This window comes from Niveispirillum cyanobacteriorum (assembly GCF_002868735.1).
Lineage (GTDB): Bacteria > Pseudomonadota > Alphaproteobacteria > Azospirillales > Azospirillaceae > Niveispirillum > Niveispirillum cyanobacteriorum.
The window spans coordinates 430,124-451,439 of sequence record NZ_CP025611.1; the positions used below are offsets into that span (position 1 = coordinate 430,124).

A 21,316-nucleotide genomic window follows, 5' to 3' on the forward strand; every position below is an offset into this window, starting at 1 on the left:
GATGGGGACGGTGCCATTCGTCGGTCTTGTTGTTTTTGTTTTGACTTAATTAAGTAAATATCGAAATATCATCCTATGGACAGCTTCACCGCCCTTGCCGAGCCGACGCGGCGTTCGATCCTGGAAATGCTGGGGCAGCGTGCCCTTGCTGCCGGGGATATCGTCAGCCGGCTTCAGGATATGGGCAGCATCAGCGCCCCCGCCGTTTCCCAGCATCTGAAGGTGCTGCGGGAGGCGGGGCTGGTGCGGGTGCGGGTGGAGGGGCAGCGCCGCATCTACAGCCTGGACCCGGCGGGACTGGACGCGATGGATGCCTGGATCGCGCGGGTGCGCGGCTTTTGGGCGTCGCGGCTGGATCTGCTGGAACAGGCATTGCTGGAGGATGATCGGGATGAGTGATTTTGGCGTGGTGACCGAGGCCGGTGCCGTACGGTTCGAACGGCTGCTGCCGGGACCGGTCGACAGGGTCTGGTCCTTCCTGACCGACAGCGAAAAGCGCGGACGCTGGCTGGCGTTCGGGGAGATGCAGGGCAGGGTGGGGACCCCCTTCCGCCTGGAATTCCACAATACCAAGCTGGGGCCGGGCGATACTGACATCCCGGCCAAGTATCAGGATAATTGCCAGGATGGCGTTTCCACGCATGGCCGCATCCTGGCCTGGGAGCCGGGCCGGCTTTTGTCCTTCACCTGGGCGGAGGACGACCACCCCTCGGAAGTCACCATCGAACTGTCGCCCGTCGGGGACAAGGTGCGTCTGATCCTGACGCACCGTCGCCTGGGCGGGCATGGCGTGATGATCAGCGTGGCCGGCGGCTGGCACACGCATCTGGAAATCCTGGCAGCACAGTTGGAGGGACGGATCGCTCCCGGCTTCTGGACCCGGCACACCGCGCTGGAAGCGGAGTATGACCGTAGGCTTGGCGGGCAGGGCTGACCGATCGCGCCATGCGGTGGATGGGCGGCTGCCATCGGGACTGGCGTGATGTGCGGTGCAGCGGGCAGTGCTTTAATTAATGCACTGTCCGGTACCGACCGGGCGACCGGTTCAGGATCAGTACATCATGCGCAGCGTTGACATCGGGAACATTCACGCCGAACAGGCGGCGGGCGGACAGGCCATTGCCGTTGGTGGCGGATTGCCGCCCGGCACCAGCTTCACATGGTTCGTGGTGGTCATGGGCTTCCTGACCATGTTCGGGCCGATGGCCATCGACATGTATCTGCCGGCCCTGCCATCCATCGGGGCCGATCTGCATGCCGATCAGGCGGCGGTGCAGATGACGCTGTCGATTTTCCTGATCGGTTATGGTGCGGGACAGTTGTTGTGGGGACCCCTGGGCGACCGATATGGCCGCAAGGGTCCGGCGGCGGTTGGTGTGGCTTTGTTCATCCTGGCCAGTGCCGGCTGTGCCCTGGCGCCCGACATCTGGTCGCTGACGGCCTGGCGGTTCCTGCATGGTGTCGGGGCCTGTGCCGCCCCCGTCATCGCGCGGGCCATGGTGCGCGACAGTTTCGACCGTGACCGGGGTGCCTCCGTCATGTCGCTGATGATGCTGGTCATGGGGGTTGCCCCCATGCTGGCGCCGCTGGCGGGCGGGCAGGTTCTGGACCATGTCGGCTGGCGCGGCATCTTCTGGTGTCTGTGCGTTTTCGGGCTGCTTGCGGGGCTGGGCTTGCTGACGGTCAAGGAAACGGCACGGCCTGCGGGCAACCGGTCGGGTGGCCTCTTGTCCAACTATGCGCTGCTGCTGCTGGACCGGCGGTTCATGGGCTATGCCCTGTCATCCGGGTTCGTGTTTGCCGGCATGTTCGCCTATATCTCTGGCACGCCGTTTGTTTACATCGAACATTTCGGGGTGGCCCCGGAACATTTCGGCTTTCTGTTCGGCGTCAATGTCGTGGCGCTGATGATCGCCAATGTCGTGAACAGCCGGCTGGTCCTGCGGTTCGGTGTCGACCGCATGATGGGCTGGGGCATCCTGGCCACCGCAGGTATCGGCGCCGTGTTGATCATCACCGGTGGGTTCGGCATTGGCGGCGTGTTCGGCGTGGCCATCCCGCTGTTCTTCTATCTGGGGGCGCTGGGCCTTGTGGGGGCGAATGGCATGGCGGGGTCACTGGCGGCCTTTCCGCACATGGCGGGTACGGCGTCGTCCCTGTCCGGCGCCTTGCAACTGACCATCGGGGCCGTCGCGGGCGGTATCGTGGGGGCGCTGTCCGCTGGCGGGTCGCCCCTGCCCATGTGCGCGGTGCTGTGCGGCTGCGCCCTTGCCGGGCTGGCGTCTGACCGACTGCTGAAGCGGTAAGGCTGGCTCCATTGGCATGATCTGCCAATTGTGGGAGAATGGGGGCCTGAATGGAGGTTCCCCATGCCCACGCGCAATGTCGTCCTGACCGACCATCACGAAAAGGTGATTGAGGAACTGGTGCGTTCTGGCCGCTACCAGAATGCCAGCGAGGTGCTACGAGAAGGCATCCGCCTGATCGAACGGCGCGAGGCGGCGGACAAGGCCAGGCTGGAGGCGTTCAACGCCGCTGTTCAGGCGGGGTTGGACGATCTGGAGGCCGGTCGGTATGTCGAGTTCGACAATGTTGACGATCTTGACGCCTACTTGGAGCGCCTTGGCGAAGAGGCCTCCGAGCGGGCAGCCACCAGATCCCAGTAGTCGACAATGAAGCGGTATAAGCTTACCGAACTGGCGGCAGGCGACATCAAGGGCATTTCTGACTATACCGGTGCCAACTTTGGCCATCCGATGCGGAAATCCTACAATGAGCTAATCCGACTAGGTGTCGCCAGCATCGTGTCAGAGCCGCGCCGGCGTGGTGTGACGGTCGTTCGGCATTCGGGAGAGAGTTTGCTCACTTATCACCTGCGTCACGTTCAGCAGACGCAGGTGAAGGCCCCCCGGCACCTGATTGTTTACCGCCTGTCGGCGAATGGCTTCATCACGATACTGCGCGTTCTGCACGAAAGTATGGATATCAGCCGCCACGTGGATAACGACAATTGACCGGCGATCTGCTTTCCGGCGTGACCGCACCGCCCGCCCGCGTGCGGGTGCAACTGCCTTTGCTGCTGCCGGAACCCTATGATTACCGGGTGCCGGGGGATATGTCGCTGGTGCCCGGTTCCTATGTGGAGGTGCCGTTGGGGCCGCGCCGGCTGTTCGGTGTCGTCTGGGCCGATGGCGATTGGCAGGGAGAACGGGTGGAGGAGCGCAAGCTGCGCCCCGTTATGCGCGCCATCGACCTGCCGCCGATGCCAGAGATCACGCGGCGGTTCGTGGAATGGGTCGCGTCCTACACCATGTCGCCCGTGGGGGCCGTGCTGCGCATGGCTGTGTCGGTGTCCGCCGCACTGGAGGACCCCCGCGCGCTCACCGCCTATACCAGGGGCGAGGGGGAGGTGCCGGACGATCTGCGCCTGACGCCTGCGCGCAAGCGCATCCTGGAAATCCTGTCCGATGGGCCGCCGCGTCTGGCCGCCGATGTGGCGGCGGAGGCGGGGTGCGGCACCGGTGTGGTCAGGGGGCTGGCGGAGGCGGGTGTGCTGACCACGGTCCCCATGCTGGCCCTGCCGCGCTTTCCCCGGCCCGACCCGGATGCCAATCCCAAGACCCTGTCTGGGGCGCAGCGTCTGGCTGCCGAAGACCTGACGGCCAAGGTGTCGGCGGGCGGCTATTCGGCCACGCTGCTGGACGGGGTGACCGGATCGGGCAAGACGGAGGTGTATTTCGAGGCCGTGGCGGCCGCCCTGCGGACCGGCAAGCAGGCGCTGGTCCTGCTGCCGGAAATTGCCCTGTCGGCACAATGGCTGGACCGGTTTGCGCAGCGGTTCGGGGTGCGCCCCGCCGAATGGCATTCCGAAATGGCCCCGCCGCTGCGTCGCCATACCTGGCGGGCGGTGGCCAAGGGGGAGGCGCGGGTGGTGGTGGGGGCCCGTTCCGCCCTGTTTCTGCCCTATCCCGATCTGGGCCTGATCGTCGTGGATGAGGAGCATGAGGCCGCCTTCAAGCAGGAAGATGGCGTCATCTATCACGCCCGCGACATGGCGGTGGCGCGTGCCCATCTGGGCCGGTTTCCCATTGTCCTGGCGTCGGCCACGCCGTCGCTGGAAACGCTGGTGAATGCGGAGAATGGGCGTTACAGCCGCATCGACCTGCCGTCGCGTCATGGTGGGGCCAGCATGCCCGATGTCACCCTGATCGACATGCGACGCAAGGAACAGGCGCCACCGGCAAGGCAATGGCTGTCGCCCGTTCTGCGCGAGGCCCTGTCCCAGACCATGCTGGCGGGTGAACAGGGCATGCTGTTCCTGAACCGGCGCGGCTATGCGCCGCTGACCCTGTGTCGCGGCTGTGGCCACCGGCTGCAATGCCCGAACTGTACCGCCTGGCTGGTCGAACACCGGCTGAGCAAGCGCCTGCAATGCCATCATTGTGGGTATCAGGCGAAAAGCCCGGATGCCTGCCCGGAATGCGAGGCCGAGGGCAGTTTCGTCGCCTGTGGCCCTGGTGTGGAGCGGGTGGCGGAGGAGGTGGCGACCCTGTTCCCCGATGCCCGCATCGCCATGATGACGTCCGACACCCTGTCCGGCCCGAGGGCATTGCGGGAGGTGATTGAGCAGGTGAAGGACGGTGCCGTCGACCTGCTGATCGGCACGCAGGTGATGGCCAAGGGCCACCATTTCCCCATGCTGACCCTTGTCGGCGTGGTCGATGCCGATCTGGGGCTGGCCGGTGGTGATCCGCGCGCCTCGGAACGCACCTTCCAACTGCTGCATCAGGTGGCGGGGAGGGCGGGGCGTGAGGAACGGCCCGGTCGCGTCATGCTGCAAACCTATATGCCGGAAAACCCGGTCATGCAGGCGCTGGCCAGCCATGACCGCGACAGTTTCCTGGCGGTGGAGGCCGATCAGCGCCGGCAATTGGAGATGCCGCCCTTTGGCCGCATGGCGGCCCTGATCGTGTCGGGGGAGGATGAGGGGGCGGTAGACGCCATCGCTGCCGCCCTGGGCCGGGCGGCACCGCGTGACCGGGAGGATTTGACGATTCTCGGCCCCGCGCCCGCCCCCCTGGCCATTTTGCGCGGGCGGTACCGCCGCCGGTTGCTGATAAAGGGACCGAAAACGGTGTCATTGCAACCTATCCTGTATGATTGGCTGACCAGGGTCGAGGTGCCAGCATCCATACGTGTGCAGGTTGATATCGATCCCTATAGTTTCCTCTAGCGCGTGTGCTGGGCCCTTTACCGCAACGTCGGGAATATTCTACGCTCCCTTCCAGTTCAAGGCGTTGGGGAACGCCATAGAAACGGGGAGTGGAAATGCGTGGATTGTGGGGTGCGGCCCGGTTTGCCGGTGCGCTGCTGGTCGGGCTGTATGGTGGTGCCGCGCTGGCGGAGGCCGCGCCCGAAATCCCGGTGGAATATTTCGCCCACCAGCCCGTGATGGCCGATGTCGACATGTCGCCCGACGGCAGCCATGTCGCCTTCTTGGCCCCCGTCGGTGGCCGTCAGCATCTGGTGGTGCGCAAACTGCCCCTGACCCAGGCAGAGAAACCCGCCGTCATCGGCCCGTCGGATGCAGAGATCATCGGCTTCGACTGGATCAGCAATGAACGCCTGCTGGTCCGTATCCTGACGACCGAGAAGATGAATACCAGCGACGGGCGCAAGCCCCTGCGCTTCACACGCACCGTGTCGATGTCGCGTGATCTTCAGGAAATGAAGGTCCTTTTGCAGCGCCCGCCTGACAATGGCTATTTCCTGCAGCACACGCCGATCCTGCAGTTCATTGATGATGAATATGTGCTGGCCGCCTTTCCCACCGATGATGGCCCGTGGCCGGGCGTGGTGAAGCTGAACGTGATCACGGGCGCCTTCACCCGCGTGCGCCGCCCCATCCGGAACGTCACCGAGTATATCCCCGATCCCACCGGCGAAATCCGCATCGCGGAAACCTATGATGACCGCAGGCTGGAAAGTCGGTACCTGCGTCGCGTCGCGGGTGGCGATTTCGAATTGATGATGAAGAACAAGGTGCTGGAGGATGATGGCGGCTTCGGCATTCTGGGCTTCGATGCGTCGGGCCAGAACCTGTTCGTGGCATCCCGGCACGAGGGCGACCGTTCCGCCGTTTACAAATATGATCTGGCCAATGATCAGATGGGCGAGAAGGTCGCCAGCGACCCGCGCTTCGATGTGAACAGCGCGATCATTCAGCGGGGCGCCGTGGTGGCCATCGCCTGGAGGGACGACCTGCCGCGCCGGCAATGGCTGGACCCCGCCGTTCAAAAGCTGCAAGACGCACTGGACAAGGCGCTGCCCGACAGCCGGGAGATCGTGATCGACACGGCCGCCGACGGCAACCTGATCCTGGTCGCCAGCTTTGCCCTGGACGCGCCTACCACCTATCGGATGTTTGACCGGCGGACCAAGGAATTCTCGCTGTTCGGCGACACCTATCCCGGAATCGCGCAGGACAATGTCAGCAAGCGCCAACCCATCACCTACAAGGCCACCGACGGCACGGAGATCCCCGGTTATCTGATCCTGCCGGTGGGGGTGGACGGCAAGAACCTGCCCTTCATCATCATGCCCCATGGCGGGCCATTCTCCCGCGATGACGGCACGTTCGACGTGATGGCGCAGTTCCTGGCCAATCGCGGCTATGGCGTGCTGCAGCCCAATTTTCGCGGCTCCACCGGCTATGGCGCCGCCTTTAACGAGGCGGGTGAAAAACAGTGGGGCGGGTTGATGCAGGATGATGTCACCGATGCCGCCAAGTGGGCCATTTCCCAGGGCTATGCCGACCCCAACCGCATGTGCATCCTGGGCTGGTCCTATGGCGGCTATGCGGCGCTGATGGCAGCGGTGAAGACGCCCGACCTGTTCAAATGCGCCGTGGCAACCGCGCCCGTGGCCAATCTGGAACGGCTCTATGACGAGGTGAAATCGTCAGGCTATGGCAATATCACGCGCGGCCTCTATTTCGGCGACAACCCCGACGCGCTGAAACCCATCTCCCCCTATCATCAGGCCGACAGGATCAAGGTGCCGGTCCTGCTGGTGCATGGCGACCTGGACTATCAGGCCTCCGTCGCCCACAGCCGCGACATGCGCCGCGCCCTGGAACGGGCGGGAAAGCCGGTCGAATATGTGGAGATCAAAGGCATGGACCATTCGCCCATCGTCACGGCACAGATGAAGACCGTTCTGGAGGCGTGGGAGAAGTTCTTGAAGACGCATCTGGGGAAGTGAGGAAGGGCACTATATCGAAGCTTGCCTGATCGGATAATTTGATCCAAAAATATAAACTTGGAGTCAGTTCGCTGTCGTTCTGATATCATCAACCTGTTCTATGTGGTGTAAAAGTTATGGAAATGCAGGATAAAGTTCGCAATCTGGTTGGTAGAATTGAAAAGCATCGTGGGAACATTCTTACCGAGGAGGCATGTAAAAATGCATTTGTGATGCCATTTCTAAACATGCTTGGATACGATGTTTTTAACCCTGATGTGGTTATCCCTGAATTTATTGCAGATGTTGGAATTAAAAAGGGCGAGAAGGTTGATTACGCCATTCGTGTTGGCGGAAAGATATCTATTTTGATTGAGTGCAAGTGTTCTTCTGCAAATTTGAAGGAAGTGCACATGTCTCAACTATATAGATACTTCCATGTAACGGAGGCGAAGTTTGCCATTCTTACGAATGGTATTGAATACTGGTTCTACACAGATATAGATGAACCCAATAAGATGGATCAAATACCATTCTTTAAATTTAATCTCCTGTCCCACAGATCGGCAGATATACTGGAGCTCCAAAAATTCTCATCTGACCAATTCAATGTAGATAATATTGTTTCCACCGCCAATAATCTAAAATATAGTTCTGCATTGAAGAATGAGTTCTCTAAGGAGATAGCAAGTCCCTCCGACGAATTCTGTAAAATTCTCGTTTCCCGTATTGTCTCAGGAAGTATGACAAGTAAGGTCAAAGAAAAATATTATGGACTTGTAAAGTCGGCGATAAATGATGCGCTAGCGGATATATTGAGCGACCGAATTTCCAGCGCTCTTGATATGACTTCGAGCGCGGCAACGTCCTTGGCGCGAAGTGGTTTTGTCGAGCCTGCGCCTCAGCCGGTGCCCACTTCCACTATTGAGGTGCCCGAGAAACCAGAGGGGGAGGAGGAGGTAGTTACGACCCAGGAAGAGTTGGAGGGCTACTACGTGGTGAAGGCCATTGTTAGGAACGTGATCTCCGGTGAAAGGGTCAGTATCAGAGATGCCAAAAGCTACTGTGCCATCTTGGTTGATAACAACAACCGTAAGCCACTGGCACGACTTCATTTAAATAGCAAGTCAGTGAAGTATATAGGTCTATTCAAGGGTAAGGATGAGGAGAAATTTAAGATCGAAAATATTGACGATATATATAAATTTGACGAAATGCTGCGTGAAACAGCCCGACAATATATTTAAATCCCGCACCTAAACCTATAAAACGCCTTGGCCCCCTCGCCGGGGCGTTTTTCATTTTACTGCCGCCGTCAGCGGCACCAGCTGGAACCCCTTTTCCGGCAAGGTGGGTAGCCAGTGGGTAAGGGCCGCGATGGTGACGTCGTGGGGATGGCCGATAGCGATGGCAACGCCGTTCTTGCGCGCGATCTCCTCCACCTTGGCCAGCGATGCCGCCACACCCTGTGCCGTCATCACATGGTCCAGGAACACGTCGCGCGACAGCATGGGCACCTGATAATGGGCCGACAGGGGGCCGGCGGCGGTGTTGGCCGTCGTGCGGCTGTCCAGGAACAGCAGGCCGCGTGCCCCCAGTTCAGCCATCACGACCGCCATGCCGGTACGGTCGGCGGTGAAGCGGCTGCCCATATGGTTGTTGATGCCGACAAAGCCCTGAAAGGCCGACAGGTTGGTGGCCAGACGCTGGCGCAAGGTTGCTTCTTCTAGCCGGGTCAGCAGGGCACCGGGGCCGGGATCTTCCTTGCCCGTCGGTTCCATGGGCATGTGCACGATCAGTTCATGACCCTGCGCGCGGGCCTTGCCCGTCTGCTGCGGCAGATCGCGGGCATAGGGCAGCCAGGCCAGGGTCAGGGGGCCGGGCAGGGCGGCCACCTTTTCCGACCGGTGCCGATCCACACCCATATCGTCGATGACGATCACGATGCGGGGATGGCCGTTGGGGGCCGGGGCCGCCACCGCGAAATGTTTCCAGGTGGGCGTACCGGCGGGGGCGGCGATCAGCGGGGGCAGGGGACGCGGCGGTGCGGCGGGAAGGGCCGCCACCTGTGCCGGGGGTGCAGCGGGCGTCGCGGGTTCCAACGATGCGGGCGGCTGTGCGGGGAAATTGGGTTGCGCGTCGGGCACGGTCGGTGCGGCACCGGGGCGGGTGGGCAGGTCCGCGGTTTCCGCCGCCTCCTCGTCGCTGGCATCTTCCGGTTCGTCCGCACCGCTGGCGTCCGCTTCCTCCTCCATCGGGGTCAGGGCGGGGCCGGCGGCCACGGGGTGATAGCGTTCCTGGCCCAGCAGCGCTGTCATGCCACCCGCCACCAGCACCAAGGCTGTCAGGGCCAGTGCGATGCGTCCGCCCGTACCCAGACGCGACAGCCAGAGCAGGGCCAGACGGCGGATGCGAACCAGACTGTCCCGACCCCGCTTCACGGCACCCGCCCCGTTGCGCACGCGCGGGCGCTGCGGTCCCCTGCCGCCACCGGTGCGGGGACGGTTGCTGTTTCCGGCGGGTCGGGGCTTCTGGGGCGGCATGGATTGTGCGACCTTGGCAACGGGAACTGGATCAGTTTACTGCTACAAATACGGGATGCGGCGCAATGCCCCTGCCGCAATGCCGCCCGCCGCCGGGGACAGGGCTGCATGGGCTGGAAATCATCGCTGTCAGTCTGTAGGCTTCGCGGTCCAAGGCCTTGGGGGCCGATAGCGGAATAGAGCCATGCTGCTGTTCATCGACAATTACGACAGTTTCACCTGGAACCTGGTGCATTATCTGGGCGAATTGGGCGCTGAGATGGCGGTCTGGCGTAACGATTCCCTGTCCGTGGATGAAGCGCTGGCCTTGAAGCCGGAAGCCATCGTGCTGTCGCCCGGCCCCTGCGACCCGGACCGGGCCGGCATCTGCCTGCCCCTGATCCATGCAGCGGCGGAACATAAGATCCCCCTGATGGGCGTCTGCCTGGGTCATCAGGCCATCGGCCAGGCCTTTGGCGGCAAGGTGATCCGCGCGCCGGAGCCGATGCATGGCAAACTGTCGGACGTGTTCCATGAAGGGCGCGGCCTGATGGCCGATCTGCCCAGCCCGTTTAAGGCCACGCGCTACCATTCCCTGATTGTGGAGAAGAAAACGCTGCCGGCTTGCCTGGAAGCGACCTCGTGGCTGCCCGACGGCATGATCATGTCCTTGTCGCACAAGACCCTGCCCATCCATGGCGTGCAGTTCCACCCGGAAAGCATCGCGTCCGAACATGGGCACAAGATCTTCGACAATTTCCTGAAACTGGCCGGCGTGACCCGCGGTCCGCAGCTTCGCGTGGCGTGAGGGCTGGGATGTCAGGGGATATGGGAGATTTCAAGGCGCTGCTGGCGAAGGTCGCCACTGGCGCCACGCTCAGTGATGAGGAGGCAGAACACGCCTTCGCCATCATCATGTCGGGCAATGCCACGCCGGCCCAGATGGGCGGGTTCCTGATGGCGCTGCGCGTGCGCGGCGAAACGGTGGGGGAAATCACAGGGGCCGTGCGCGCCATGCGTGCCAAGGCCCTGAAGATCGAGGCGCCGGACGGTATCATCGATACCTGCGGCACCGGCGGGGACGGGGCGCATACCTATAACATCTCCACCGCCGTGGCCTTTGTCATTGCCGGTTGCGGCGTGCCAGTGGCCAAGCATGGCAACCGGGCCATTTCGTCCAAGTCCGGGGCGGGCGACGTGCTGTCGGCGCTGGGCGTCAATCTGGATGCTGATTTCACCCTGGTGAAGCGCGCCCTGTTCGACGCCAATATCGGCTTTCTGCTGGCCACCCGCCACCATACCGCCATGCGCAATGTCGGGCCGACGCGGGTGGAACTGGGCACGCGCACCATCTTCAACCTGATGGGGCCACTGTCCAACCCGGCGGGGGCGCAACGTCAGCTCATGGGCGTTTATGACGCGAAATGGGTGGAACCGCTGGCACAGGTGCTGCGCAATCTGGGCTCCACCCGTGCCTGGGTGGTGTCGGGGGCCGACGGGCTGGACGAGATCACGACGACCGGCCCCACCCATGTCGCCGAACTGCGCGACGGGCAGGTGCGGCGGTTTGAGGTGACGCCGGAACAGGCGGGCCTGACCCGCGTCACCCTGGCCGACCTGCGCGGCGGCACGCCGGAGGAAAATGCCGACGCGTTGCGGGCCGTTCTGGCCGGTGCCACAGGGCCTTATCGCGATATCGTGCTGCTGAACGCCGCCGCCGCCCTTGTCGTGGCCGATGCCGTGCCCGATCTAAAGGCAGGCGTGGCTAAGGCCGCCGATTGCATCGCCTCCGGTCAGGCCACACTGGCGCTGGACCGGCTTGTCTCCATCACCAACACACCGTTGACCCTATGAACAGCCAACCCGACGTCCTGGCCCGCATCAATGCCGACAAGGCCGACCATGTGGCCCGCGCCAAGGCGGCCCGTCCGCTGTCCGTGGTCACCGATCTGGCCAAGGCACAACCCGCGCCGCGCGGCTTTGCCAAGGCCCTGGAAAACACCGTTGCGGCGGGCCGCTGGGCCCTGATCGCGGAGATCAAGAAGGCCAGCCCGTCCAAGGGTCTGATCCGGGCGGATTTCGATCCGCCCATCCTGGCCCGCGCATACCGTGATGCCGGCGCCACCTGCCTGTCGGTGCTGACCGATGTGCCGTACTTCCAGGGCGATGATGCATTCTTGCAGGCGGCGCGGGCGGCAGTGGAGCTGCCGGCGCTGCGCAAGGATTTCATGATCGATCCCTATCAGATCGTGGAAAGCCGGGCGCTGGGGGCCGACTGCATCCTGCTGATCATGGCCTGCCTGGACGATGTCCTGGCCCGCGAGCTGTATGACGCCACCGTCGAACTGGGCATGGATGTCCTGGTGGAGGTGCATGACGAGGCGGAGATGGAGCGTGCCTTGAAGCTGCCGGGCGGCCTGCTGGGTGTGAACAACCGCAATCTGAAGACTCTGTCCATCGATCTGGCCACGACGGAGCGGCTGGCGGCCATGGTGCCGGCGGGCCGGCATCTGGTGGCGGAAAGCGGCATCCACAGCCCCGCCGACCTGACCCGTCTGGCCCAGGCCGGGGCACGGCGCTTCCTGATCGGTGAAAGCCTGATGGCCAAGCCGGACGTGACGGCAGCCACCAAGGCCCTGCTCTCCACCCCGATGATCGAGGCGGCATGAACAGCCCGCTCACCCATTTTGATGAGGCCGGCAACGCCGCCATGGTCGACGTCTCGGCCAAGGATGAAACCGTACGCATTGCCACGGCGCGCGGTTATATCGCCATGAAACCGGAAACCCTTGCCCTGATCCGCGATGGCGGCATGGAAAAGGGCGATGTGCTGGGCGTGGCGCGGCTGGCCGGTATCATGGCCGCCAAGAAGACACCCGACCTGATCCCGCTCTGCCATCCCCTGATGCTGTCCAAGGTCGCAGTCGATTTCACCATCGACGAGGCCGCGTCCAGGGTGGAGGTCGAGGCCACGGTGAAGCTGAAAGGCCGCACCGGCGTGGAGATGGAGGCGCTGACCGCCGTGTCGGTGGCCGCACTCACCATCTATGACATGTGTAAGGCCGTGGATAAGGGCATGGTCATCGGCGGCGTCCATCTCGCCTATAAGGAAGGTGGGAAAAGCGGGACCTATGTGGGGCCTGTGAGCTGAGCCGCCCGCCATCGGCAAATTATCGGCCTTCCATCGCCCTTGCCCCGTTGCAGGGCGTGATATATGCCCCAATATGTCGCATCCATCGACAGACGGAGCATGTGATTGATCCCGCTTTCCGAGGCCCGTGCCCGTATCCTGGCGGCCGCGAAGCTGCTGCCCGCTGAACAGGTGCCCATCACCCAGGGGTTGGGGCGCGTTCTGGCGGCCGATGTGGTGGCGCGCGTCACGCATCCGCCGACGGCGGTCAGCGCCATGGATGGCTGGGCCGTACGCACCGCCGACATTGGCCGCTTCCCCGTCACCCTGACCCGCATCGGTGAGGCCCCGGCGGGACGGCCCTTTGCGGGCACCTTAAGGCCAGGGCAGGCGGTGCGCATCTTCACGGGCGGGGCACTGCCCGATGGTGCCGATACGGTGGTGGTGCAGGAGGACGCTGATGATCACGGTGCCACCGTCACGTTAAGGGACGGCGGGGGGCCTGGCCGCTGGGTGCGTCCGGCGGGGCAGGATTTCAGTGTCGGCGATGTCGGTGTGCATGCTGGCCGCCGCCTGACCGTACGTGATCTGGCGCTCAGCGCCTCCATGAATGTGCCCTGGCTGCGGGTGCGGCGTCGTCCGCGCGTCTCGATCTTGGCGACGGGCGACGAAGTGGTGATGCCCGGCGATACGCTGGCGCCGGGTCAGATCGTGAGTTCCAATTCCCTGGCGCTGTGTGCCCTGGTGCGACAGTTGGGTGGGGAACCCGTCGATCTGGGTATCGCTGGCGATAGCGCCGACAGCCTGTCCACCCTGGTGGCCGCCGCGTCGGGGACCGACCTTCTGGTCACCATCGGCGGGGCGTCGGTGGGGGAACATGATCTCGTCCGCTCCGTCCTGGGCGCCGCTGGCCTGGAGCTGGATTTCTGGAAAATCGCCATGCGGCCGGGCAAGCCGCTGATGTTCGGGCAGATGCATGGCGTGCCCATGATCGGCCTGCCGGGTAATCCCGTGTCGGCCCTGGTCTGTGCCTGGCTGTTCCTGCGCCCGCTGCTGCTGGCCATGCAGGGGCTGCCGGCGGATGATGACCTGCGCGATGCCATTCTGGCCCGCGACATGGGGGCCAATGACAGCCGGGCGGATTTCATCCGCGCCAAACTGTCAACCGATGGGGATGGGCGCTTGGTTGCCGAACCGTTCCCCAAGCAGGATAGCGGTATGTTGAGCCGTCTCGCCTGGGCCGACTGCCTGATCCTGCGTGCCCCTCATGCCCCGCCGGTGAAGGCCGGGGACCGGGTGCAGGTGATGCCGCTGGACGCGCTGTAACCGCAGAATGGGTTACGCCCCGATCCGCGCCGCCTCCTGTGCGGCGCGGTTCATGTTGGCCGACATTTCGCCCGCCACCGCACTCTGCTGTTCCACGGCGACGGCGATGGAACCGACATAGTCATTCACCTGCCCGATGGCCCCATGGATGCTGCCCAGGGTGCTGACCACCTCAGCGGCGGTTTCGCGTAGGCCGGTGATGTCGTCGGCGATGCGGTCGGTGGCGGCGCGGGCCTGGGTGGCAAGGCTTTTCACCTCCTGCGCCACCACGGCGAAGCCCTTGCCAGCATCACCGGCGCGTGCCGCCTCGATGGAGGCGTTCAGCGCCAGAAGGTTGATCTGCCCCGTGATGCCCGTGATCAGGTTGACGATATCAACCATATTGTCCGACAGGTTGGTGAGACGTGCTGTCACAGTGCTGGCAGCGTCAACGGATCGATTGGCGGCTTCTGCCTCGTCGCGGGATTTGCGCATGCTGTCGGCAATTTCGCGGATGGAGGCGTTCATCTCCTCCGCCCCGGCGGCCACGCTTTCCATCATGCCGCGCACATACTCGCTGCGCTGGCGGGCCTGCACCTGTCGCGTCACGTCGCTGGCGTACTTCACCACCTTATAGGGCTTGCCATCCAGACCCATGATCGGGTTGTAGGAGGCCTGAATCCAGACATCCTGCCCATCCTTGGAGCGGCGACGGAACTCGCCCGCCTGATATTCCCCGGCCGCCAGTTTCTGCCAGAAGGTACGGTAATCAGCACTCTCCCGCTCCCCCTCCGGCACGAAAAGGGAATGGTGGCGGCCTTCAATCTCCTCGGCGCGGTAACCAAGGGCTGATAGGAAATTCTCATTGGCGGTGATGATGGTGCCATCCAGGGTGAATTCGATGACCGCCTGACTTTTGGAGATGGCGGCCAACTGACTGGCCCGGTCACTGTTCAGCCGCTTCTGCTCCGTGATGTCGGACGCGAATTTCACGACCTTGGCAACATTGCCGTCCGTGTCCAGGATGGGCGTGTAGCTGGCCTGAATCCAGATGTCGCTTCCATTGCGGCGAATGCGGCGGAATTCACCCCCGAAAAACTCGCCAGCGGCAAGCCGTTCCCAGAAGCGGCGATATTCGGTGGTGTCCCGATCCTCCGCCGGCATGAACTGGCGATGGTGCTTTCCCTTGATTTCCGGCAGGGAATAGCCGAGCGCGTTGAGGAAATTCTCGTTGGCCGTCAGGACCTCCCCCTGCGGCGTGAACTCAATCACGGCCTGGGTGCGGTTGATGGCGGCAATCTGCCCCGCCATGTCGGCGTTGCGGTGGACGGCATCGGTGATGTCGCTGGCCAGCTTCACCACCCGGATCACCCGCCCGGCGCGGTCCAGCACGGGGTTGTACGTCGCACGGATCCAGACATCCCGGCCCTGCCGGTCAATGCGGCGGAATACGCCGGATTGAAACTCCCCCCCTGCCAACGTGTCCCAAAAATCCCTGTAGCTCTGCTGCTGATGATCAGCGGCCCTCAGAAACATACGATGGTGTTTGTTAACGATCTCATTTAACGAGTATCCCAGCGCTTCGAGAAAGTTATGATTGGCATCCAATATCACGCCGGTCGGATCAAATTCGATAATGCATTGAGAAGTATCAATTGCTTTATGCAGGGCAGAGAGTTTAGCAGCCTGATTGCTTCGAAATGAAAATGACATTCTAAATTTTCCCGCTTTTGAGAACTCGAATTGACGGCGATAGTTAAAAACTGGCCCGAAACCGGCAATCCCAGCGAGATTTATCTGTGATGGGCCTAAAAGATTGTCCGTATCAACGTCTAACCTTTATCGAGATGGTTGTTATCCTGAACTAATGGTGATGTCCATATAACGTTCGGAATAGTGTGATTATTAGCAAAGGATAATTATCCCGAAAGGTTGTAGCCAAGCCGGCCGATCCCCACTCGTTCAACGTGCACGCGATGCGAACCAAAATAGAACATTGCCTGGCGTTCCGTTATTGTTCTATAGTGACGTTGGTCACAATGACGGTGCCGGATGGGCGGACATCGTCGCGGGTGAGGGGATGTCATGCTGACGCGCAAGCAACAGGAACTGCTGTTCTTCATCAATGAACGCCTGAATGAGGGCGGGGTTTCCCCCTCCTTTGATGAAATGAAGGACGCGTTGGGTCTGAAGTCCAAATCCGGCATCCACCGCCTGATCACGGGTCTGGAGGAACGCGGGTTCATCCGCCGTCTGCCGCACCGTGCCCGCGCGCTGGAGGTGCTGCGCCTGCCGGAAAAGCCGATGCCCAAGGCCAAGGCAGCGCCCACCGCCGCAGTATCCGCACCGGTACCCGCCGCAGCGGAGGTGTCGCCGCGGTTCAAGCCCAACGTCATCAAGGGCGATTTCCGCAACAGCCTGCCCGGTCGTCAGGCCAGCAACGATGCTGAAGCGGTGGCCCTGCCGCTTTATGGCCGCATCGCCGCCGGTCTGCCGATCGAGGCGATGCGCGATAATTCCGTGACCATCGATATCCCGGCCTCCATGTTGGCGGCGGGTGACCATTACGCACTGGAAGTGGCCGGCGATAGCATGATCGAGGCCGGCATTCTGGATGGCGATACCGTCATCATTCAGCGCTGCGAAACGGCGGAGAATGGGACCATCGTTGTGGCCCTGGTCGATCAGCAGGAAGTGACGCTGAAGCGCCTGCGCCGCAAGGGCAATTCCATCGCCCTGGAACCCGCCAACCCGAATTATGAAACCCGCGTCTTCGGTTCCGACCGCGTGAATGTGCAGGGCCGTCTGGTCGGCCTGATCCGTCAGTATTGAGGGGGCGTTACGCGCCTTAATCCTGTCATGGGCCGGCCCCGGTTTCGCCGGGTGCCGCGTCCAGATTGGGGGTTGTTGTCCCAGTCTGGAATGGTGCTGCCCGATGCATGTCCTGGCCCTGTCCCCCTGGCGGCTGCTGCCGCTCGCTCCTTTGCTTGTGCTGCTTTCGGCCTGCGCCAGCCCGTGTCAGCGCATTGATAATGAGCTGCGGCAGCTGAATGCCGATACAATCCGTGATCCAGCCATGGCATCCGATGGACGCTATCTGTCCCGGTTCCAGGAACTGGCCGCGCAATCGGTGGAGAAAGGCTGTCTGGGCGGACGGTAAGCCGAAGGGGGGCATCAGCCCCCGATTGACCGGGCCTGTGGGGCGGTCAGGCGCTGATTAAAGCGCCACCCTTCGTCATCCCGGCGAAAGCCGGGGCCCAGGGGCAAAGTGCCCGACCTGTCAGCAGTGTCGGTTGACACGTGTGAAACGTTGATCCTGTGGCTCTGGGTCCCGGCTCGCGCCGGGATGACGAACGTGGATGATTCTACCTGACCCAGAAAGACATCAGGGCCTCGCAACCCGGTCATTCCGTCGGGCGCTGATCGAAACCGGTCAGGCCGGGATCGGCGGTTTCGGCGACCTTCACATTGATGACGATGGCGTTGGGCGGGCCTTTCCAACAGGCGTCCAGCATGGCATCAACATCGGCGCTGTGACCGGCGAACAGGGCTTCCACGCTGCCATCGGCGCGGTTGCGGACCCAGCCATCCAGGTGCCGGGCGCGGGCCTGTTCCACGGTCCAGCCGCGGTACCAGACACCCTGGACGCGGCCCGTCACAATGACGCTGACGGCGCGCCTGTCTTCCATGGGATTTGTCATGAATGTCTCGCTCTCTTTGGACCTATCCAGCCCAAGCGGGTGGCACTTGTCAATCACCCTCGCCAAGTCCGCGTTTCTGGGGCAGCATGGATCGGCCCGTTTTTCGAGTGACTGCAAATGGCGGCGACGCCTTGGGAGATTGCAACACCTGCGCGTGCCGACAGTCCGTGCGGCTGAGAGCAGGATGACCTATCCGGAGGGGGCATGACCGCCAGCCTGATCCGTCCCGCGACCGTATCCGATGCGCCCGGCATCGCGCATGTGCATGTCGAGAGCTGGCGCTCCACCTATCCCGGCATGCTACCCGACCGTTATCTGGTGGGCCTGTCCACGGCCACCCATGAAAAGCGTTGGCGCGGGCTGCTGACCGGTGCGCCGCCACGGGGCCGGCGCACTTTTGTCGCATCCAGCGCGGGCCGGATCGTCGGCTTTTCCTCCTGCGGGCCGCAGCGGACGGGCCTGCCGGGCTTCGGCGGGGAGTTCTATGCGCTCTACCTGATCGATCAGGCCCAGGGCATGGGGATGGGCCGCCGCCTGCTGGCCGCCATGGCGCAGCATTTCCTGGCCGCCGGCACCCAGGCCGCCATGGTCTGGGTCCTGCGTGAGAATCCGTCCCGATACTTCTATGAACGGCTGGGCGGGCAAATGCTGGCCGAACAGCCGATAAGCTTTGCCGGTGCCCATCTGATGGAAGTGGCCTATGGCTGGACCGATCTGGTCCCGCTGGCCCGTCTGGCCGCCGATCCGCCGGTGGAAGGGTAGGGTAACCCCTTACGCATCCGGCGTCGGGGTGACCAGGACCTTGTCGATGCGGCGCCCATCCATGTCGACCACTTCGAAACGATAGCCGTCATGGTCGGCATATTCGCCGGCGGTGGGGATGCGGCCCAGCTTGAACAGCAAGAAACCGGCCAGCGTGTGATAGCCGCTATCCTCGTCCCGCAGGCTTTTCAGCCCCAGATGCGCCTCCACCTCTTCCACGGCCATCATGCCGTCGATCAGCAGGGACCCGTCCTCGCGCCGGACAATGTCGCTGTCTTCGCCGCCATCGTCGGGCAGTTCGCCGGCAATGCCTTCCAGCACATCGGTCAGGGTCGCGATGCCCTCCACCGTGCCATATTCGTCCACCACGATGGCCATGTGCTCGCCCGACTGTTTGAACAGGTCCAGCAGGCGCATCACCTCCGTGCCGTCATGCACGATCAGGGCATCGCGGACCACCGCGCGCAGGTCGAACTTGCCACCCTGCAACAGGCTGTGCAGCAGGTCCTTGGTATGGACCACACCCATGACATCGTCGAGATCGCCGCGGCAGACGGGGAAGCGGCTATGCCCGGCCTCCCGGATCTCGCGCTTGATATTCTCCGGCTCGTCATCAATGTCCAGCCACATGACCTCCGGACGCGGGGTCATGAGGGAGCGGACGGTGCGGTCGGCCAGACGCATGACGCCTTCGATCATGCGTTTTTCGCCGGGATCGAACACGCCGCTGGCGGTTCCCTCGGCGATCAGGCTTTTTACTTCTTCTTCCGTCACCGTCTGCTCGGCCTTTTCCGGCACGCGCAGCAGCTTCAGCATCGCTTCCGTGCTGGCACCCAGTAGCCAGACGAACGGCGCGGTGGCGCGGGACAGTGACCGCATGATGGGGGCGGCGAAGCAGGCAATGGCCTCCGCCTTGTTCAGCGCGATGCGCTTTGGCACCAGTTCGCCCGCGATCAGCGACAGGTAGGTGATGACCATGACGACGATGGCGATGGCCAGCGTCTCACCATATCCAGCGAAGGCCGGGATGGCCTCCAGCACGGGCGACAGGCGTTCGGCCAGGGTGGCACCACCCACGGCACCATTGATGACGCCGATCAGCGTAATGCCGATCTGCACCGTGGACAGGAAGCGCGAGGGGTCTTCCTGCAAAAGCAGCGCTGCGGCGGCACCCCGGCGCCCTTCCTCCGCCATCTGCTGGAGCCGGATTTTCCGGGCCGAAACAACGGCCAGTTCCGACATGGCGAAGAACCCGTTCAACAGGATCAGGAACAGGACCGCGGCGAGTTCGAGCGAAACCATCTTCTCTGTTATGTGACGTGGGCCCAGTGCGGCCCGCGCCACATCCTATCGCATTGCACGCGAAATGCGAGTGGTCATCATTGCCTGTCGTCGTTTCGTAACGAAAGTTCGGACCGTGACCGCTATCACTTGCCGCCGGGCGGTCCTCCATTAGATCAAGGTCCATGAACTGGTGCGCCGCCGCAATGGCCGTGACGCGCCGCAACCTTCCCCAAAGGGGCCTATTGATCATGAGCAAACCCGATCTTCTGTCGCCTTTCATGCTGGGCGATGTCGAGCTTCCCAACCGCGTCATCATGGCGCCCATGACCCGGTCGCGCGCCGGTAAGGGCGATGTCGCCACCGCCGCCACGGCGAAGTATTACGTACAGCGTGCCAGCGCCGGCCTGCTGATCACCGAAGGGACCCAGGTCAGCCAGCAGGGTCAGGGCTATGCCTTCACGCCCGGCATCTACAGCCCCGAACAGGTGGCCGGATGGCGCGGCGTGACCGACGCGGTCCACGCCGCTGGCGGGCGCATCGCGGCCCAGCTCTGGCATGTGGGCCGCCTGTCACACCGGGTGCTGCAGCCGGGCGGGGCGCTGCCCGTGGCCCCCTCGGCCCTGAAGCCGGATGGGCAGGCCTTCACCCCGCAGGGCATGCTGGATTACGAGACGCCGCGCGCCCTGGAAACGGATGAAATCGCTGGCATCGTGGCTGATTTCGCCAAGGCGGCGGAAAATGCCAAGTCAGCAGGCTTTGACGCCGTCGAGCTTCATGGCGCCAATGGCTATCTGATCGATCAGTTCATCCGCAGTGGCACCAACCTGCGCACCGATCGCTATGGTGGGTCCGTGGAAAACCGCAACCGCTTCATGCTGGAAGTGGTGGCGGCGGTCACCGATGTGCTGGGCAGCGGTCGTGTGGGCATCCGGTTCAGTCCGAACGGTGCCTATCACAACATGTCGGACAGCGATCCGGCGGCCACCTTTGGCTATGCGGCCGAACAGTTGAACCGTTTCAATCTGGCCTTCCTGCATGTCATCGAACCGCTGGTCGATGACCATAATATGAGCCCGCCGCCGGGTGCCAAGCGTGTCGCCGGCCTGCTGCGTCAGACCTTCAAGGGGCCGTTCATTCTGAATGGCGGCATCACGCGGGAGGTTGGTGACCGGCTGATTGCTGACGGGGCGGCGGATGCCATCGCCTTCGGCGTGCCCTACATCGCCAACCCCGATCTGGTGGAACGGTTCCGCCGTAACGCCCCGCTGGCGACGGCCGACCGCGCCACCTTCTATGGTGGGGATGAACGCGGTTACCTGGATTACCCGGCGCTGAACGCGGCGTAAGATCGAAAAGGGGGCGGTTATCCG

At 63.1% G+C, this 21,316-nt stretch carries 21 protein-coding genes; 17 read left to right on the forward strand and 4 right to left on the reverse strand.

Annotation, left to right across the window (positions count from 1 at the left end; genetic code table 11):
- The first annotated feature begins 75 nt into the window (after positions 1–75).
- From C0V82_RS01880 to C0V82_RS01915, 8 genes are all read left to right on the forward strand, one after another.
- Positions 76–399, forward strand: coding sequence for an ArsR/SmtB family transcription factor (locus C0V82_RS01880; RefSeq protein ID WP_102110883.1), 324 nt, complete (start codon positions 76–78; stop codon positions 397–399).
- Entirely contained in the window at positions 392–934 is a 543-nt protein-coding gene (locus C0V82_RS01885; protein ID WP_102110884.1) for an SRPBCC family protein, read from the forward strand. The genes C0V82_RS01880 and C0V82_RS01885 overlap by 8 nt, the downstream gene beginning before the upstream one ends.
- Before the next feature lie 127 nt (positions 935–1,061).
- Positions 1,062–2,306, forward strand: coding sequence for a Bcr/CflA family multidrug efflux MFS transporter (locus tag C0V82_RS01890; RefSeq protein ID WP_102110885.1), 1,245 nt, complete (start codon positions 1,062–1,064; stop codon positions 2,304–2,306).
- Positions 2,307–2,369: 63 nt separating this feature from the next.
- Positions 2,370–2,666, forward strand: a complete 297-nt coding sequence (locus C0V82_RS01895) for a type II toxin-antitoxin system ParD family antitoxin (RefSeq protein ID WP_054166101.1) — start codon at positions 2,370–2,372, stop codon at positions 2,664–2,666.
- A 6-nt stretch (positions 2,667–2,672) separates the two neighbouring features.
- On the forward strand, positions 2,673–3,014 hold the full coding sequence (locus tag C0V82_RS01900; RefSeq protein ID WP_102110886.1) for a type II toxin-antitoxin system RelE/ParE family toxin: 342 nt from the start codon (positions 2,673–2,675) through the stop codon (positions 3,012–3,014).
- Complete coding sequence (locus C0V82_RS01905; RefSeq protein ID WP_102110887.1) at positions 3,011–5,233, forward strand: primosomal protein N'; 2,223 nt, start codon at positions 3,011–3,013, stop codon at positions 5,231–5,233. Before C0V82_RS01900 ends, C0V82_RS01905 begins: the two co-directional genes overlap by 4 nt.
- Before the next feature lie 95 nt (positions 5,234–5,328).
- Complete coding sequence (locus C0V82_RS01910) at positions 5,329–7,263, forward strand: alpha/beta hydrolase family protein (protein ID WP_102110888.1); 1,935 nt, start codon at positions 5,329–5,331, stop codon at positions 7,261–7,263.
- 116 nt (positions 7,264–7,379) lie between these two features.
- Positions 7,380–8,489, forward strand: coding sequence for a type I restriction endonuclease (locus tag C0V82_RS01915; RefSeq protein WP_102110889.1), 1,110 nt, complete (start codon positions 7,380–7,382; stop codon positions 8,487–8,489).
- Positions 8,490–8,540: 51 nt separating this feature from the next.
- Here the strand turns inward: C0V82_RS01915 and C0V82_RS27720 are convergent, their stop codons facing one another.
- Positions 8,541–9,785 carry a divergent polysaccharide deacetylase family protein gene (locus C0V82_RS27720; protein ID WP_102110890.1) on the reverse strand — a complete coding sequence of 415 codons (1,245 nt, stop codon included), beginning with the start codon at positions 9,783–9,785 and terminating at the stop codon, positions 8,541–8,543.
- Between the two features lie 184 nt (positions 9,786–9,969).
- Here C0V82_RS27720 and C0V82_RS01925 point away from each other — a divergent pair, with 184 nt between their 5' ends.
- The 5 genes from C0V82_RS01925 (at position 9,970) to C0V82_RS01945 (ending at position 14,220) form a co-directional block, all read left to right on the forward strand.
- Complete coding sequence (locus C0V82_RS01925; RefSeq protein ID WP_102110891.1) at positions 9,970–10,572, forward strand: anthranilate synthase component II; 603 nt, start codon at positions 9,970–9,972, stop codon at positions 10,570–10,572.
- Between the two features lie 20 nt (positions 10,573–10,592).
- Positions 10,593–11,618 carry an anthranilate phosphoribosyltransferase gene (trpD, locus tag C0V82_RS01930; protein ID WP_199772454.1) on the forward strand — a complete coding sequence of 342 codons (1,026 nt, stop codon included), beginning with the start codon at positions 10,593–10,595 and terminating at the stop codon, positions 11,616–11,618.
- Positions 11,615–12,433, forward strand: coding sequence for an indole-3-glycerol phosphate synthase TrpC (trpC, locus tag C0V82_RS01935; protein ID WP_102110893.1), 819 nt, complete (start codon positions 11,615–11,617; stop codon positions 12,431–12,433). Before trpD ends, trpC begins: the two co-directional genes overlap by 4 nt.
- Positions 12,430–12,915 (forward strand): cyclic pyranopterin monophosphate synthase MoaC, encoded by a 486-nt coding sequence (gene moaC / locus C0V82_RS01940; protein ID WP_102110894.1) that lies wholly within the window; start codon positions 12,430–12,432, stop codon positions 12,913–12,915. Before trpC ends, moaC begins: the two co-directional genes overlap by 4 nt.
- Positions 12,916–13,020: 105 nt before the next feature.
- Positions 13,021–14,220 (forward strand): molybdopterin molybdotransferase MoeA, encoded by a 1,200-nt coding sequence (locus C0V82_RS01945; protein ID WP_102110895.1) that lies wholly within the window; start codon positions 13,021–13,023, stop codon positions 14,218–14,220.
- A gap of 12 nt (positions 14,221–14,232) precedes the next feature.
- Here C0V82_RS01945 and C0V82_RS01950 read toward each other — a convergent pair whose 3' ends face one another.
- Positions 14,233–15,912, reverse strand: coding sequence for a methyl-accepting chemotaxis protein (locus tag C0V82_RS01950; RefSeq protein ID WP_102110896.1), 1,680 nt, complete (start codon positions 15,910–15,912; stop codon positions 14,233–14,235).
- A gap of 372 nt (positions 15,913–16,284) precedes the next feature.
- Between C0V82_RS01950 and lexA the strand changes: the two genes are divergently transcribed.
- Both lexA and C0V82_RS01960 read left to right on the forward strand, forming a co-directional pair.
- Positions 16,285–17,031, forward strand: coding sequence for a transcriptional repressor LexA (gene lexA, locus C0V82_RS01955; RefSeq protein WP_102110897.1), 747 nt, complete (start codon positions 16,285–16,287; stop codon positions 17,029–17,031).
- A gap of 103 nt (positions 17,032–17,134) precedes the next feature.
- Positions 17,135–17,359: a hypothetical protein gene (locus C0V82_RS01960; protein WP_054166090.1), complete on the forward strand. Its 225-nt coding sequence runs from the start codon at positions 17,135–17,137 to the stop codon at positions 17,357–17,359.
- A 244-nt stretch (positions 17,360–17,603) separates the two neighbouring features.
- Here C0V82_RS01960 and C0V82_RS01965 read toward each other — a convergent pair whose 3' ends face one another.
- On the reverse strand, positions 17,604–17,888 hold the full coding sequence (locus C0V82_RS01965; protein ID WP_102113166.1) for an acylphosphatase: 285 nt from the start codon (positions 17,886–17,888) through the stop codon (positions 17,604–17,606).
- A 216-nt stretch (positions 17,889–18,104) separates the two neighbouring features.
- Between C0V82_RS01965 and C0V82_RS01970 the strand changes: the two genes are divergently transcribed.
- Positions 18,105–18,662 carry a GNAT family N-acetyltransferase gene (locus C0V82_RS01970; protein ID WP_102110898.1) on the forward strand — a complete coding sequence of 186 codons (558 nt, stop codon included), beginning with the start codon at positions 18,105–18,107 and terminating at the stop codon, positions 18,660–18,662.
- Positions 18,663–18,671: 9 nt separating this feature from the next.
- Here C0V82_RS01970 and C0V82_RS01975 read toward each other — a convergent pair whose 3' ends face one another.
- Positions 18,672–19,964 carry a hemolysin family protein gene (locus C0V82_RS01975; protein ID WP_102110899.1) on the reverse strand — a complete coding sequence of 431 codons (1,293 nt, stop codon included), beginning with the start codon at positions 19,962–19,964 and terminating at the stop codon, positions 18,672–18,674.
- Between the two features lie 230 nt (positions 19,965–20,194).
- On the opposite strand from C0V82_RS01975, the gene C0V82_RS01980 reads away from it, so the two are divergent.
- On the forward strand, positions 20,195–21,292 hold the full coding sequence (locus C0V82_RS01980) for an alkene reductase (RefSeq protein WP_158659667.1): 1,098 nt from the start codon (positions 20,195–20,197) through the stop codon (positions 21,290–21,292).
- The last annotated feature ends 24 nt before the right edge of the window (positions 21,293–21,316 follow it).

What these genes read in the sequence shown, in the direction of transcription:
- C0V82_RS01980 (WP_158659667.1), top strand. Translation starts at nt 20,195, where the DNA reads ATGAGCAAACCCGATCTTCTGTCGCCTTTCATGCTGGGCGATGTCGAG.
- C0V82_RS01915 (WP_102110889.1), top strand. Translation starts at nt 7,380, where the DNA reads ATGGAAATGCAGGATAAAGTTCGCAATCTGGTTGGTAGAATTGAAAAG.
- C0V82_RS01960 (WP_054166090.1), top strand. Translation starts at nt 17,135, where the DNA reads ATGCATGTCCTGGCCCTGTCCCCCTGGCGGCTGCTGCCGCTCGCTCCT.
- C0V82_RS01910 (WP_102110888.1), top strand. Translation starts at nt 5,329, where the DNA reads ATGCGTGGATTGTGGGGTGCGGCCCGGTTTGCCGGTGCGCTGCTGGTC.
- C0V82_RS01970 (WP_102110898.1), top strand. Translation starts at nt 18,105, where the DNA reads ATGACCGCCAGCCTGATCCGTCCCGCGACCGTATCCGATGCGCCCGGC.
- lexA (WP_102110897.1), top strand. Translation starts at nt 16,285, where the DNA reads ATGCTGACGCGCAAGCAACAGGAACTGCTGTTCTTCATCAATGAACGC.
- C0V82_RS01925 (WP_102110891.1), top strand. Translation starts at nt 9,970, where the DNA reads ATGCTGCTGTTCATCGACAATTACGACAGTTTCACCTGGAACCTGGTG.
- C0V82_RS27720 (WP_102110890.1), bottom strand. Translation starts at nt 9,785, where the DNA reads ATGCCGCCCCAGAAGCCCCGACCCGCCGGAAACAGCAACCGTCCCCGC.
- C0V82_RS01965 (WP_102113166.1), bottom strand. Translation starts at nt 17,888, where the DNA reads ATGGAAGACAGGCGCGCCGTCAGCGTCATTGTGACGGGCCGCGTCCAG.
- C0V82_RS01895 (WP_054166101.1), top strand. Translation starts at nt 2,370, where the DNA reads ATGCCCACGCGCAATGTCGTCCTGACCGACCATCACGAAAAGGTGATT.
- C0V82_RS01975 (WP_102110899.1), bottom strand. Translation starts at nt 19,964, where the DNA reads ATGGTTTCGCTCGAACTCGCCGCGGTCCTGTTCCTGATCCTGTTGAAC.
- trpC (WP_102110893.1), top strand. Translation starts at nt 11,615, where the DNA reads ATGAACAGCCAACCCGACGTCCTGGCCCGCATCAATGCCGACAAGGCC.
- C0V82_RS01950 (WP_102110896.1), bottom strand. Translation starts at nt 15,912, where the DNA reads ATGTCATTTTCATTTCGAAGCAATCAGGCTGCTAAACTCTCTGCCCTG.
- moaC (WP_102110894.1), top strand. Translation starts at nt 12,430, where the DNA reads ATGAACAGCCCGCTCACCCATTTTGATGAGGCCGGCAACGCCGCCATG.
- trpD (WP_199772454.1), top strand. Translation starts at nt 10,593, where the DNA reads ATGGGAGATTTCAAGGCGCTGCTGGCGAAGGTCGCCACTGGCGCCACG.
- C0V82_RS01900 (WP_102110886.1), top strand. Translation starts at nt 2,673, where the DNA reads ATGAAGCGGTATAAGCTTACCGAACTGGCGGCAGGCGACATCAAGGGC.
- C0V82_RS01880 (WP_102110883.1), top strand. Translation starts at nt 76, where the DNA reads ATGGACAGCTTCACCGCCCTTGCCGAGCCGACGCGGCGTTCGATCCTG.
- C0V82_RS01885 (WP_102110884.1), top strand. Translation starts at nt 392, where the DNA reads ATGAGTGATTTTGGCGTGGTGACCGAGGCCGGTGCCGTACGGTTCGAA.
- C0V82_RS01890 (WP_102110885.1), top strand. Translation starts at nt 1,062, where the DNA reads ATGCGCAGCGTTGACATCGGGAACATTCACGCCGAACAGGCGGCGGGC.